Source organism: Parasutterella excrementihominis YIT 11859 (genome assembly GCF_000205025.1).
GTDB classification, from domain to species: domain Bacteria; phylum Pseudomonadota; class Gammaproteobacteria; order Burkholderiales; family Burkholderiaceae_F; genus Parasutterella; species Parasutterella excrementihominis.
This window is the reverse complement of record NZ_GL883766.1, coordinates 62,345-75,514: the sequence shown is the minus strand read 5'-3', so window position 1 is coordinate 75,514 and position 13,170 is coordinate 62,345. Positions and strand designations below refer to the sequence as shown.

The window sequence follows — 13,170 nt, the reverse complement described above, 5'->3', positions numbered from 1 at the left end:
CCGCTCAGTTTCGTGAGCGAAGAATTGAAATTCTACTCGTCTAAAATTTTCTGTCAAGCGACTGGAGAATTTCAAATGTAAAACTTCGTTTCCGTCTGTCGTTGCTGCGTTGTGCACCAGCGACAGGACGTGCATCTTAACGAAACAATTCTATGTGCGCAAGTTGAGCACGTCTTACAAATGTTTCTAATTGTTGTATGTTTTATGCAACCTATCTTTTATTTTGAGCTTCCAAGGCCAAACCTTTTAAGACTAGATTTGTATTGATATGAGCTCTCGGCATATGATCCACTGCACACTGATGCAGCGCTTCATAGCTCTCAATTCCGCCTCCGGTCAATACAACGATAACCGGGGCATGATCGCTTTTCTTTTTAAGTTTTTCTATTGCGTTTTTAATCAGTCCTATTTGGCATTCGATAATGCCTGTGGTCACTGCGTCCTCTGTGTTTTTAGGAAAATCCACCAATTCTCCTGAGCTCACGTTCAACGCAGGAATTCTTTCCTGCAGGGACTTGAACATGACATCGATTCCCGGGGCAATCCTTCCGCCAAGAAATACGTAGCGATCTCTTTCGAAATTTATTTCATCCACAGTTGTCGCGGTTCCAAATTGAACCAATACTATGGAGTTGCCAAAGTATTGAGAAGCTGCCCCAAGCGCCGCAAACCAACGATCAGCACCTAATCTGGAAGGACTGTCGTATTCGTTAATCATGGTTAACGGACCTTCAAATTTTTCTTCTGCCCTCAGCCAATGAACCTTGCCGCCTTTGCAATTGACTAATTCTTCAAACTGAGCTGCCAGTGGCTGTTGAGCAACAGAGCAAGCCCAAGCTTCTTCGAAAGGTAATCTGCTCAAATCCGAGACCAAAACCGAGCTCAACTGTGTTTTGCTGTCGTGCAGGTACGCTCTGGGCTTCTCCATGTTTTCCAGGGAAGACCATTTCAATGCCGAATTACCGATATCTACGAGAATATTCGTCATAGCCTTAGCGAAGCCTCTCCGATACAAAATGCCTTTTGTTGGTTACCGTCCTGCAAAAGAATACGCCCCTTTTTGTCAATTCCCATGTTCTGTCCCTCGGAAACTATTTTTTCTCCTTCGATAAGCCTTAATTTCCTGCCTTTATAAAGATCGGAGTGATTCCACTCTTTAATTTCCTCTGCTGAGAATTTCTCCGGAAGACTTCGTACCGCACGAATGATTTCTTCACATGCGCATGACAGAATCAGGCTTCGAACTCGCTCTAACTCTTCAGGCTCAATATGCTTAAACAGAGAGCCAACCGGCGAATTTATATTTCTGACAACTTCCGGATCCGTTGCCAGGTTAATTCCTACACCGATGATCAAATAAGCCATACCTTTTTTCTGGATGACTTCCGTCAAGATTCCGGCTGTCTTACCTCCGAAGCAATAAAGATCGTTAGGCCATTTAATTTTTACTTCTTCCTTAGCTGCAGCAGATAGGACCTTTCTAAGTTTTAGGGCGATATAAGGACTAAGAAGTGCCAATCTCTCCGATTCTTCCTCAAAACCAATCAGCAGCGAGAATTTAAGACTTGCCGGCGAATCCATCCATTTCCGTCCCTTTGTTCCTTTTCCCGCTGTCTGTCTTTGTGCCACGACAAGAATCGGCTGAGCCAAACTGCTTGCTTCCCGCTTTACGAGTTTTTTTAAGTATTCGTTTGTCGAATCAATCTCGTCGAAAACCTGTAGCAAGCATTCTTTTTTTATCTTTTCGACACACTCTGTCTCTAAATAATCTTTCATAAAAGAAATTAGCGGTTATATTCATAAAACAAGAAATATAAGTCCCTCTTATCCCAACTGAAGCGATAGAAAATGAGGAGCCTTACCTATTGCCATGCTTAGAAAATTCAAACAATACACAGCAAAACTCTTTGTTTCTCTGCTCCTGTTCGTGCCATTACTAAACGGTGCTTCAGCAAGTTCCGACAACTTATCGTACGATGTGTTAAGTCAGCAGTTTATACAAGCACCGGCCGACTTTCTTGTCCCTTTCTCGAAAAAGCTATATAGCTTTTGTTTAGCAAAACAAATATTGGAGAAGGTGGAAAGCAAAAAAACAGAACTTAACAGCACAATCACAATTACCCCGGAAGTCCTCGCCGGACATCAATCTTCAAAAGGAATCTTGCTGGGTGCTGATAAAGAAATATCAATAAAAGAACTATTAAGAGCATTGATCTTTTTACAAGCCCCTGAAGCGAACAAAATCGCGCTTCACTGGTTGGAAACGCTCTCAGACAAAAAAGATGAACCAGCTAAAGCATCAGAACCTGAAAAAAAGATAAATGGAAAATCTCTGCTTGAAGATGTCGGCTTTGTCATCAGAAACCTGCCGAAAGAAGTTGGGCAAATAACTGATCAAACGGTAGAGATTCAGGAAAAAAACTTTCCCTCAAATATCCGAATCAGTCATTCTGAAAAATCCGACTTACTCTTTATTTTAGATAATTCATCAAAGGTCGCTTTAGGAGCAGCCATTGTTGCAAGTCGTCTGAGAGAAAACAATCTCAGAATCGTTCTCTGTCTGGTTCACGACTCGGATTCAAACGCCCTGTTTCCTGAAATTGCACAAGCCTTAGTCAGCTCCGTTAACCATTTTGAAACCGCAAAAGTTTTCACTGAAGGCAAACCGGTGACCGTCATTCCTATCATTGACGGTGAACAACAGAACATAGCTTTGGCCCCAAAGCAAGATGTTTTCATCACTGTTTCCTCAGATGAGTTAAAAAAACAAAAAACACCTAAAGTGGAAATGATTATTGAAAGAAAAGAGCTCATTAAGGCTCCGGTAACGACGAATGAACCTTTGGCAAGAATTAATATCAAGCTTGGTGACAGGGTTCTTAAAACTGTACCTCTTTATGCCGTGGCTGATGTGGCAGAAAAAAAGAGCAAACTGTCCGATATTTATAAAACCTTTAAACAGATTATCGAGTAAATAATGGCTGAACAAGATAAGAAAGATCTGCCGGAAGAACTTCCGGCCCCTTTATTGCAATTTCCGTGTGAATTCCCGATGAAAGTTGTCGGCCAAAGAACTGATGATTTTGCCCAGCAAATTGTGGCGATTATAGAAAAACACGCCCCGGACTTTAACGCCTCAGAAGTGGAAATGAAGGTTTCCGGAAAGGGAAATTATCTCTCTCTGGGATTTTTGGTGAATGCAACTTCTCAGGACATGCTGGACGACCTCTACCGCAGTTTGACTGCCCATCCGCTTGTTAAGTTTGTCCTCTAGAAAAATTGGTTATTAAAGATTTGGGTCAGGTCGATTATTTGACTGTTTGGCAGGAAATGATCGACTTCACAAAAAAACGCGATCAAACCACTGAAGACGAATTCTGGATCTGCGAACACCCGCCGGTTTTCACACTTGGAACCAGTTTAAAAAATAATACCTTTCCCATCAGAGGAATACCTTGTATTCACACAGACCGCGGAGGAAAGATCACCTACCATGGCCCGGGACAGTTAGTCGGTTACCCGCTGCTTGATCTTAGAAAAAATCATCTTTATCCGAAAGAACTCCTTAACCTTATCAATCAGACAGTTCTCTCAGTCATGAGAGAGTTTGGGGTCGAGGGAGTTTTGGTCGCCGGAGCTCCGGGGATATACGTTTCTAAATCGGGCGGTGCCGGTCAATTTCAAAACCTGGCTAAGATTTGTTCAATCGGCCTTAAAATCTCCGGCCATAGCTCCTATCATGGTTTTGCGCTCAACGTCAGTGCAAATCTTGAACCCTTTTCTTACATCAACCCATGCGGTTATGAAGGATTAAGGATCGTAAACTTAAACAAATTTGCGCAAAACGCCACTTTAGAATCTACAAAAAAAGTTTTAATAGAGAAAATTAAGGAACAGTTCTGTGAAAAGCGTTGTTAAAAAAGAAATCCGTCCTCACTCCTTTGCTGCATGGATGGCCTTCATGCGGCCGAAAACCTTTTGGATCGCTGCCGCTCCCGTCTGTGTCGGTACGGCTTTTGCCGGAGCATTAGCCGGCACGTGGAACCTATGGATTTTCCTTTTCACATTGCTTGGCGCCGTTTCCATTCAGGCCATGTCCAACATGGTAAACGACTATGCTTACAACCTTAAAAAAGCAGAAAACGGTACACGCGTTGGTTTGCCGAGAGCTACGACCGAAGGCTGGATCTCTATGTCCGCAGCAAAGAAAATGGTCGGCTTTTCTATTGTTGTTTGCTCCCTGTTCGGTATTCTCTTGATCGTCATTGGCGGCCTTCCGATCGCTTGTATTGCAGTACTTTCGCTTATCTGCGGCTTTTGCTATATGGGCGGCCCGAAACCTATCGCTTACACGCCTTTCGGAGAATTTTTAGTTTTAGTTTTTTACGGTCTTTTCGCAGTCAGCGGAACTTACTGGCTTCAAACGCATAGTTTTAACTGGCTCACTTTAGTTCCGGGCCTTAGCCTCGGGTTAATCGGAGCGGCTATCTTATTCGTTAATAATTATCGGGATTTGGACCATGACAGATCTGTCGGCCGCTATACGTTGGTAGCTGCATGCGGTCGAAAACTTGCCAACACGCTTTATATGCTGATGATTTTCCTGCCCTTTGTTTTTATTGGCTGGATGGTACCGCTGAATCAGCATTATTGGCCGTTCCTTTTTGTTCTCATGGCCCTTCCCAGAGCCAGCTTCCTGCCTCATCTTTTAAAAACCAGCCCTCAGGAGAAAATCACGATGGTTATGTTCAAGACAATCCAGCTTGAACTGTTCTTCGGCTTCTTATTAACGCTTTCCGGCATAGCCGTTGCCTTCCTCTCCTGGCCTTCTACACAATTAGCCGCTAATTTGTTTGTCTCTCCCTTCTGACGTATGGACCATTCGGACTTCAACAAAAACCGAGAAGTTTTAAAAATTAAAAACTACAAGGAGTTCGTCTCTCAAGAAAAGCTTAAAAAACCTGAATGGCTGAAAATCAAAATTTCTCCCAATAGGCAAACGATAAAAGAGGTAAGGAATCTTCTCGCTTCCAACACCCTAACGACCGTTTGCGAGCAGGCTTGCTGTCCGAATCTGGGAGAATGTTTTAACGGTAAGCGCGCAACCTTCCTAATCATGGGGAATATTTGCACCCGCCGATGCCCTTTCTGCGATATAGCGCATGGCTACCCCGATCCTCTTGATCCGGACGAGCCTAAACGGCTAGCTGAGGCTGCAAAAACTCTAGGGCTTAAATATGTGGTCATTACCAGTGTCGACCGGGATGACCTAAAAGACGGAGGAGCTTCGCATTTTGCGAAATGCGTTCACGAGCTAAGAAAGCAAGAGGGCGTAAAAGTTGAAATCCTTGTTCCGGATTTTCGCGGAAGAGTAGAACGAGCAATTGATGAACTTCTTTCTGCACCGCCCGACGTCTTTAATCACAACATTGAGACGGTTCCAAGACTTTATAAGGAAGCGCGGCCGGGAGGTAATTACCTTCATTCACTAAATTTATTAAAAACATGGAGTGAGCGCTCACCTTCCATTCCGACAAAAAGCGGCCTTATGGTAGGTCTCGGAGAAACAGATGATGAAGTATTCGAAGTGATGAAAGAACTTCGGGAACACGGCGTTTCAATGCTCACTATCGGTCAATATTTGGCGCCAAGTAAGTACCACATCCCAGTAAAACGCTATGTCGCTCCGGAGACTTTTTCTAAGTTTGCTGAAACAGCTAAGAATATGGGGTTCCTCAGCTGTTTCAGCGGACCTCTGATTAGATCGAGCTACAGCGCCTTTGAACAGGCACTGGAAGCCTCTACTCTTTCATTGAAAAAGACAGAACATCCTCAAAGTTAGGAATATTCCAAATCGCCTCGGAGAGGGCGTCCTTTTGCTCTCTCCAGTGACGCGCATCCTGCTCGGAATAATTACCTTTCTTGATCGCTCTTCCCGTTTGTACGAACTCTTCCGGAAGAACACCCGGTTTAAGGGCACAACAAAGCGTTCTAGAGCCCACAGTAATCTCAAAATACATGTGACCATAGACACCCTCAGGGGTCCCTTCCGGTGCGTTCTCAAGGACTTCATAAGCCTTTCTCGTGACAGCCCTTGTGGTCATCTCCACGGCGTCCCTCAGACCGGGTCCCGGGAAAGCCGTTTTGAAGGTAATTTCTTTTCTTTCAGGAATACGACCATCCGTCAGCTTATTTAAAGCAAATCGGAGCAATCTGTAGCCTAAAGAAAGTCCCCCGATGCTGTCTCGTCCATGGTATAGAACACAAGCCTCAAAAGGAATATCCAAGCGGACTCCGTCGTCGTATACAGATATAACTTCAGTCATTATTTCAACGCGGTAGGCAGCACAATTTCTTTAATGTTGACGTCTTTTGCCATCATGCCGTTCTCTCTTAGGAATTTCTGGTCGGCAGCCAATTCATCTAAGTCCTTCTGAGTCAAAGTGTCATAAAAGTGGCTTCCATCAGCTAAGTTCTCAGCAGTCTTGACAGAAATTCCGTGCTCTTTAGCGCCGATTTCGAGGGCTTCCTGCTTGTGATCTTTGATCCACTGATGAGCTTCTCTGTTGACCTTAACCAATCTTTCAACGAGCTGAGGATGTTCCTTAGCAAATTTTCCGCTGACCGTGAAAACGAGATTCGGCTGAATCAGTCCCTGAGCAGTTGCAATCGTCTTTGCGCCGCCTTCATTAGCTTTATAAATGCCGCTTGCTGCTAACAATGCAGCATCGGCTTTTCCAGCCATCATTGCCGTCATTCCTTTCGGAATGTCCATATTGATAAAGTTCACATCCTTAGGATCAATACCTTTGCTGGTAAGGGCTGCAACAAGTGTCTGGTGAAGAACCGTGCCTTTAGGACCTACAACCGTCTTCCCCTTCAAATCTTCAATTTTCATTTGAGGTCCGGGTTTACCTACGATCGCAAACAAACTCGTCGGATGAGCCACACCGGTTGCAATACGAATCGGATTACCGGCTGCATTCGCCATAAGAATAGAAGCAGTATTCATTGCTGCGCTGGCATCCAGAGAGCCGGCCGCCATCGCTTGTGTCTGTTTAGCGCCGGAAGTGATGTCGTGCCACTTGACCTTAATGCCGTCTTTTGCGAATTCTTTCTCCATCATCTGATTGTGCTTCATCACGATGTTCTGGAGATTAAACGGTGCCTTTACATAAGCGATATTAATTTCCTGCACATCAGCAGCATTAACACAAGCACCAAGACCAAGTCCGAATAAACAAGCTAATAATGTTTTTTTCATTTCAGTTATCTAAGTTAAGTAAGAAAAAAATTAAATAAAGTTTGCTGGAATGGAAGTAAATTCTGGTCTCCAAAGCGGCGCGGCTTTGGTAAGGCAATATTCACCTCTTGTTTGACTTTTCCTTCTTCTAAAAATACGGTTTTATCGCTCAGCAAGACCGCCTCATTCACATCATGAGTGATCAGTACCATAGTCATACCAAGCTCATCCTGAATCTTAGAGAAGTCCATTTGAAGACGACTGCGAGTCATAAAATCCAAAGCGCTAAAGGGTTCATCCAAGAGCAGCAAATCCGGTTTTGCAATAATTCCTCGAGCTAACCCAACTCGCTGAGCCATGCCCCCTGATAGCTCGGAGGGATACAGCGCTTCTACTTCAGGCAAGCGCACAAGCTCAAGAACTTCTCTAATTCTTTGCTTGCGTTCTTCTTCCGGCAGGTGACGAATAGCCAATGAAAGGTTTTCCTCCACCGTCTTCCAAGGTAAAAGACGAGGATCCTGAAAAACCAAGGAAAGTTTCGGGCTGCTGACAGGACGTCCTGCTTCGTCAAAAAAGGAGATCTCCCCGGCATCGCGTTCTTCCAAGCCGGAGATCACTTTTAATAGCGTTGTTTTTCCACAACCGCTTTTTCCTAACACGGCCGTCAACTTTCCGGGCTCAAGATTCAAGGAAAAATCTTTAAGCGGAGATACTACTCTCCCTCTAGACTGAAAGGACTTACAAATCCCTTTTAGTGTGACACCCGTTACCATTTGCTTTTCATCCACGGAGTCAGACGTTTTCCAAACAGTTGAAATAATTGGTCTCCCAAAACTCCCAGAACGGCAATGCAAAGAATGCCCACAAAAACTTTATCAGTTCGAGACATTTCACTCGCATCTCCGATGAGATATCCAAGACCGGAACTTGCCGCGATTAATTCTGCACCGACCAAAGCTCTCCAAGAATAACCAAAACCCAGTCTCAGGCCTGTAAAAATATTAGGAAGGGACGCCGGAAACTCGATGTGTTTAAAACGCTCCATCCGGTTGAGCCTAAGCATGAAAGCAAGCTCTTTATAGGACTTATCGATTTGCTTAAAACCCGAGAATACATTTAAATAAATCGGAAAAAAGCTCGCTAGAAACACAATAGAGAGCTTTGCCGCCTCTCCGATTCCGAGCCAAAGAATCAAAAGCGGAATAAGTGAGAGCGGAGGTATAAAACGAAGGGCCTCCAATAACAGCTTTGCTCTTTTCTCAGATGCAGGCGAATAATAAAAGAAATACGCCAGAGGGATCGCAACGAGCATTGCAAGGAAAAATCCTCCGAATACTCTGCCCGCACTGGCTGCTATATGTTTCCAGAGCTCACCGCAGACGAGAAGCTCAACAAAACTACTCCAGACCTTTTCCGGCGACGGCAGCAGAAACTCGGGAAACAAGCCAAAATGTGAAACAGCTCCCCATACCAGCAAAAGAATAGCCGGCACCTCAATAAGATTTAGAAAGTTTTTCACCTTTGAGAGCCCCCTTGAAAGGCTCATTATAACTAAATTTAATGAGAATAATTATTATTTACACTTTATAACTTAACAGGCGAGACGGATACTTCCTCAGTGGCTCCCTCTTCCGAGGTGAGCTTGCCGTTTTCTTCAGTCGTTCCTTCGGTAACTTCCGCAGCTTCATTCTGCTGAAGTTTTGAGTCAATCAGCTGTCTTTTTTCCAACTCTTCGGGAGTGATAATCGTGAAAAGACGAACTACCTGAACAACGCCCGGCACTCTCGAAGCAATCTTGGAAATGATTTCGGCTTCTGTTTGAGTGACTGTTCCCAGCAGATAACAAATTCCTCTATCGACAACTACTTTTATAGAGGTTAAGGTTACTTGTTTGTTATCCAGAAGAGCCGCTCTGACCTTACTTGCTGTAATGGAATCATTCATCCTTGTCGTCAGAGAAGAATTAGCCTGCACAGCGAGCTCGTTATATACCTTATTGACCTCATTAATAGACTTCACGATTTCAGTGGCTTTCTGCTTACTGGCTTCGGAGTCTATTTCACCGCTCAACAGAACATTTCCCTCATAGGAAGTTGTGGTGATATGACTGGAGGCAAAATTTGTCTGACTGAGGTGCATGGCTGACTTTGCTTCGATAACGCCATCGTTTGCCACCGCCCCGGCACTTCTCCTATCCGCGGCAACGGAAACTCCTGTGACAGCTGCTGATCCAATTAATACCGGCGCGCAAGCAGTCGACATCAAAAGGGAAGAAGTAACAAACAACAAAATAGCGATACGAGAAGGTTTCATTTTGGACCGTTACTGTTTAGTTAGTAGGGCAGTTCGCCTGCATCTGCTCCATTTTACTTATGAAACTTCGATTTTCATGAGTTTAGAAGTCGCTCACCTCTTAATTTATTGAAAAATTTTTCCAAAACGCCAACTCAGACAAGTTATCAACAGAGTTATTAACAAGATAACTATTTGTTTATTTATTATTATTTTAAAAATTGAACAAAATTTTTAAACACAATTGAGTTTAAGCCGTTTGAGTAGCTAATCTTTGTAGTTATTCACGCTATAAAACAATCAATACACAACATCCTTTATTAATCTATTAATGAAATGTGTATTAATAGAGTTTCAGAAAAATGTTAATAAGTTAAATTTATCTAATGTATTCAGTAAATTAAATAAGCGATAACTTAGTTCAAAATTCCCAAACAGCCAGTAAATTTATGTGGACAAATCGAGCTCCCTGCGTTTCATTATCTCTTTTTCCACGTCTTTTCCACAAAACTCAAAAAGATTCGCGATTGTTTTGTTCATAAATAACCAGTTTCTTTCACTAAATCCGGAAAGTTGAGTTTTTAACGCTGTTAGCAAAGCACCAACTTAATTCTTATATTAATTATTAATAGATATAGTATTAATAGCTTAAGAAATTATTGTTGATAACCTATATTTGTCTTTTATAAACAAATAATTATGTTGTTAATAAAGGGCGATAAAACCTGCTGACTACTAACTAAGAGCAGTTAACAAGATAGACCCTCTCGTTTTTATTCACAACTAAAGCCAGAAGTTATTCACAATTTTTCCCAAAAAGAAGGTTCAGATTTGATCAAGCAATTGATTGGGTTGTAAGGTTGTTTTAGAGAAATTAGTTTGATGCCGCTTTTGAATAAGAGCCAAAACAGCCAGACCTTCACAGGCCGAGGCCAATGAAGGAGTTTTTTGGAAGGAATATTAAAAAAAACGAGTTAAATCGAAGTTTAATTCGGTGCAAATAGTTAGTTATAAGAGTTAAAGCCAACTTTAATTATTTAGATTTAAAAGAAAAGGCCGGCATAGCCGACCTTCATGAAGCGAAACTAGAGACTAGGTATCGATATTTCCCGCTAACAAGGCGTTGTCCTCGATAAATCTTCTTCTCGGTTCAACCTCATCTCCCATTAATTTTGTGAAGACTTGGTCTGCCGCAATGGCGTCTTCAATTCTCACCTTAAGAAGGCTGCGTTTGGTAGGATCCATTGTGGTTTCTTCCAGCTCTTCAGCCTTCATCTCACCAAGCCCTTTATAGCGTTGCATCTTTTTAACGCCGGCTTTGCCGATCTTCAGAATGAACGAAATGGCTTCGCTGAAGTTGGAGATTGGCTGAATGGTTTCCTTGTTGTTCGTCGTTCGTACTAAGCAGGCACCCTCATGCAGCAGGTTCTTAAAGGTAACGGATGCAGCTGTCAAAGTCAGATAATCCGGCGTTTCAATGAAAGCCGGTGTAATTCTGCTTTCGATGATATTGCCAAAATGAGTGCGTTTAACAATAATCGTCGGAATGTTTTCTTCTACAGCGTAGCCGAGAGAAATCGCCGGATCAGTTATCTTAGCAACCAGCTTCTCAATTGAATCAGCAGCTGCTTTGTCTGAAGATAAGTCAATCGTTGCGCCTGCAGCAATTGCTGTAAGGACGCTGGCATCAACAAAGCGAGAGAACTTAGAAATAATATTCTGGGCGTCGCTGTAGGCTAAGAAGTATTCCTTCAGTTTGTCGCCGGAAATTCCCTGTTTGTTCTCAAAGGCTTCTTTAGAAACGTAAAGATTAGTTCCTGTAATGCCCTGATCTACGAGGAATGTATAAAGTTCTTTATCGTCTTTGATGTATTTCGTCTTCTGACCGTATTCAACTTTGTACAGCGGAGGCTGAGCGATATAAACATGACCTCCTTCAATGAGTTTCGGCATTTGACGATAGAAAAGCGTCAGCAGCAGAGTACGGATATGCGCACCGTCCACGTCAGCATCCGTCATGATGATGACACGGTCGTAACGCAGTTTATCCAGATCAAATTCATCACCGATACTGGTACCTAGGGCTGCGATTAAGGTTGCAATCTGCTCACTGGAAATCAGTTTCTCGATTCGTGCTTTTTCAACGTTAAGGACCTTTCCTCGCAAAGGCAGGATAGCCTGGAAAGAACGGTCACGACCCTGTTTTGCAGAGCCGCCGGCGGAGTCACCCTCCACGAGGAAGACTTCGCAGAGAGAGCGGTCTCTTTCCGAACAATCAGCCAATTTACCGGGAAGGCCTGCCGAGCCAAGCAGACCTTTTCTGCGTGTTGTTTCTCTGGCTTTTCGTGCTGCTTCTCTGGCACGGGCAGCGTCCATAATCTTTTCGCAGATGATTCTTGCGTCTTTAGGATTTTCTTGGAGGTAGCTTTCCAAAGCGGTTCTGACTACTTGCTCTACTGCAGGGCGGGCTTCGGAGGAGACCAATTTATCCTTTGTCTGAGAACTGAATTTCGGTTCAGGCATTTTCAGCGATAAAACGCAGGTTAAGCCTTCGCGAATATCCTCACCGGTGAGGTCGATCTTCTCTTTCTTTGCAAATTCAGATTCCTCAATATAACGTTTGATGACAGCTGTCATCGCACTTCTTAAACCGTTGACATGCGTTCCGCCGTCTTTTTGAGGAATATTGTTTGTGTATGCGAGGAAATTTTCCGTGTAGCCGTCGGTCCACTGCATGGCGACTTCGACGTTGATGTTTTCCTCCGGATTCACTGTAACTGTCTTGTTGGTATAAAAACAGTTGTCATGGATTTTTGTTTTGTCTCTGTTAATAAAATCGACAAAACCGCTCACACCTCCGGCGAATTGGAAAACTTCGTCTTTTCCTTTTCTTAAGTCTGCCAAGTGGATCTTGACACCGTTGTTGAGGAAAGAGAGTTCTCTAAGGCGTGAGGAAAGAACTTCGTAGTGGAAATCAACGGTACCGAAAATTTCCGCATCCGGTAAAAATTGGACTTCGGTGCCGCGTCGATCGGTAGCTCCGCTGACGTGCATCGGAGAGATTTCAACCGGGCCGGTGGGAGTCTGAACTTTCTCAGTGAGTCTGTCCTGAAGAACACCTTTTTTGAAGTTTAAGTAGTGCTCTACCCCTTCTCTGCGTACAGTGAGCTTTAACCAGGAAGAAAGAGCGTTAACGCAAGATACGCCTACGCCGTGGAGGCCTCCGGAAACTTTATAGCTGTTTTGGTTGAATTTTCCGCCTGCATGGAGCTCTGTAAGAGCGATTTCAGCCGCACTTCTTTTTGGTTCGTGCTTGTCGCTCATTTTTACATCGGTCGGAATACCACGTCCGTTATCAACGACGGTGATGGACTCATCGCGATTGATGGTGACGTTAATGTGATCAGCATAACCCGCCAAGGCTTCATCGATCGAATTATCGACGACCTCAAAGACAAGGTGATGAAGTCCTGTTCCGTCAGACGTATCGCCGATGTACATGCCGGGACGCTTACGAACAGCCTCCAGACCTTCTAATACCTGAATTGCGTCCTCTCCGTAGCTTTCTTCGGCAGAGTAATTCTTGTCTTGCATTTCACTCATTATTTGGCTTACCTAATATTCTGACCGTGAAT

The 13,170-nt window shown here is 43.7% G+C and carries 13 protein-coding genes; 5 read left to right on the top strand and 8 right to left on the bottom strand.

The window, feature by feature from the left end:
• Positions 1-211: 211 nt before the first annotated feature.
• Both HMPREF9439_RS12850 and HMPREF9439_RS12845 read right to left on the bottom strand, forming a co-directional pair.
• Positions 212-988 carry a type III pantothenate kinase gene (locus HMPREF9439_RS12850; RefSeq protein WP_008810326.1) on the bottom strand — a complete coding sequence of 259 codons (777 nt, stop codon included), beginning with the start codon at positions 986-988 and terminating at the stop codon, positions 212-214.
• Positions 985-1,776: a biotin--[acetyl-CoA-carboxylase] ligase gene (locus tag HMPREF9439_RS12845; RefSeq protein WP_008810327.1), complete on the bottom strand. Its 792-nt coding sequence runs from the start codon at positions 1,774-1,776 to the stop codon at positions 985-987. The genes HMPREF9439_RS12850 and HMPREF9439_RS12845 overlap by 4 nt, the downstream gene beginning before the upstream one ends.
• Positions 1,777-1,870: 94 nt before the next feature.
• On the opposite strand from HMPREF9439_RS12845, the gene HMPREF9439_RS12840 reads away from it, so the two are divergent.
• Genes HMPREF9439_RS12840 through lipA form a run of 5 tightly spaced genes read left to right on the top strand, consistent with a single transcriptional unit; the run spans position 1,871 to position 5,842 of the window.
• Positions 1,871-2,974, top strand: a complete 1,104-nt coding sequence (locus HMPREF9439_RS12840) for a D-alanyl-D-alanine carboxypeptidase (RefSeq protein WP_008810328.1) — start codon at positions 1,871-1,873, stop codon at positions 2,972-2,974.
• Positions 2,975-2,977: 3 nt separating this feature from the next.
• Positions 2,978-3,274: a YbeD family protein gene (locus HMPREF9439_RS12835; RefSeq protein ID WP_008810329.1), complete on the top strand. Its 297-nt coding sequence runs from the start codon at positions 2,978-2,980 to the stop codon at positions 3,272-3,274.
• 5 nt (positions 3,275-3,279) lie between these two features.
• Positions 3,280-3,918 (top strand): lipoyl(octanoyl) transferase LipB, encoded by a 639-nt coding sequence (lipB, locus tag HMPREF9439_RS12830; RefSeq protein WP_008810330.1) that lies wholly within the window; start codon positions 3,280-3,282, stop codon positions 3,916-3,918.
• The gene (menA, locus tag HMPREF9439_RS12825) at positions 3,902-4,870 is read left to right on the top strand and encodes a 1,4-dihydroxy-2-naphthoate octaprenyltransferase (protein ID WP_008810331.1); all 969 of its coding nucleotides are present in this window, start codon (positions 3,902-3,904) and stop codon (positions 4,868-4,870) included. The genes lipB and menA overlap by 17 nt, the downstream gene beginning before the upstream one ends.
• A gap of 3 nt (positions 4,871-4,873) precedes the next feature.
• Positions 4,874-5,842 (top strand): lipoyl synthase, encoded by a 969-nt coding sequence (gene lipA / locus HMPREF9439_RS12820; protein ID WP_008865169.1) that lies wholly within the window; start codon positions 4,874-4,876, stop codon positions 5,840-5,842.
• Here the strand turns inward: lipA and HMPREF9439_RS12815 are convergent.
• The 6 genes from HMPREF9439_RS12815 to gyrB form a co-directional block, all read right to left on the bottom strand.
• Positions 5,802-6,326 (bottom strand): hypothetical protein, encoded by a 525-nt coding sequence (locus HMPREF9439_RS12815; protein WP_008810333.1) that lies wholly within the window; start codon positions 6,324-6,326, stop codon positions 5,802-5,804. The genes lipA and HMPREF9439_RS12815 overlap by 41 nt on opposite strands.
• Positions 6,326-7,264 carry an ABC transporter substrate-binding protein gene (locus HMPREF9439_RS12810; protein WP_008810334.1) on the bottom strand — a complete coding sequence of 313 codons (939 nt, stop codon included), beginning with the start codon at positions 7,262-7,264 and terminating at the stop codon, positions 6,326-6,328. The genes HMPREF9439_RS12815 and HMPREF9439_RS12810 overlap by 1 nt, the downstream gene beginning before the upstream one ends.
• A gap of 14 nt (positions 7,265-7,278) precedes the next feature.
• Entirely contained in the window at positions 7,279-8,031 is a 753-nt protein-coding gene (locus HMPREF9439_RS12805; protein WP_008810335.1) for an ABC transporter ATP-binding protein, read from the bottom strand.
• On the bottom strand, positions 8,010-8,762 hold the full coding sequence (locus HMPREF9439_RS12800; RefSeq protein ID WP_244862448.1) for an ABC transporter permease: 753 nt from the start codon (positions 8,760-8,762) through the stop codon (positions 8,010-8,012). Before HMPREF9439_RS12800 ends, HMPREF9439_RS12805 begins: the two co-directional genes overlap by 22 nt.
• A gap of 65 nt (positions 8,763-8,827) precedes the next feature.
• Positions 8,828-9,556 carry a BON domain-containing protein gene (locus HMPREF9439_RS12795; RefSeq protein WP_008810337.1) on the bottom strand — a complete coding sequence of 243 codons (729 nt, stop codon included), beginning with the start codon at positions 9,554-9,556 and terminating at the stop codon, positions 8,828-8,830.
• A 1,071-nt stretch (positions 9,557-10,627) separates the two neighbouring features.
• Positions 10,628-13,138, bottom strand: a complete 2,511-nt coding sequence (gyrB, locus tag HMPREF9439_RS12790) for a DNA topoisomerase (ATP-hydrolyzing) subunit B (protein ID WP_008810338.1) — start codon at positions 13,136-13,138, stop codon at positions 10,628-10,630.
• Positions 13,139-13,170 lie beyond the last annotated feature (32 nt).

Bases quoted from the DNA above. Each gene is read 5' to 3' on its own strand.
- HMPREF9439_RS12850 (WP_008810326.1), bottom strand. From the start codon at position 988: ATGACGAATATTCTCGTAGATATCGGTAATTCGGCATTGAAATGGTCT.
- HMPREF9439_RS12845 (WP_008810327.1), bottom strand. From the start codon at position 1,776: ATGAAAGATTATTTAGAGACAGAGTGTGTCGAAAAGATAAAAAAAGAA.
- HMPREF9439_RS12840 (WP_008810328.1), top strand. From the start codon at position 1,871: ATGCTTAGAAAATTCAAACAATACACAGCAAAACTCTTTGTTTCTCTG.
- HMPREF9439_RS12835 (WP_008810329.1), top strand. From the start codon at position 2,978: ATGGCTGAACAAGATAAGAAAGATCTGCCGGAAGAACTTCCGGCCCCT.
- lipA (WP_008865169.1), top strand. From the start codon at position 4,874: ATGGACCATTCGGACTTCAACAAAAACCGAGAAGTTTTAAAAATTAAA.
- HMPREF9439_RS12815 (WP_008810333.1), bottom strand. From the start codon at position 6,326: ATGACTGAAGTTATATCTGTATACGACGACGGAGTCCGCTTGGATATT.
- HMPREF9439_RS12810 (WP_008810334.1), bottom strand. From the start codon at position 7,264: ATGAAAAAAACATTATTAGCTTGTTTATTCGGACTTGGTCTTGGTGCT.
- HMPREF9439_RS12795 (WP_008810337.1), bottom strand. From the start codon at position 9,556: ATGAAACCTTCTCGTATCGCTATTTTGTTGTTTGTTACTTCTTCCCTT.
- gyrB (WP_008810338.1), bottom strand. From the start codon at position 13,138: ATGAGTGAAATGCAAGACAAGAATTACTCTGCCGAAGAAAGCTACGGA.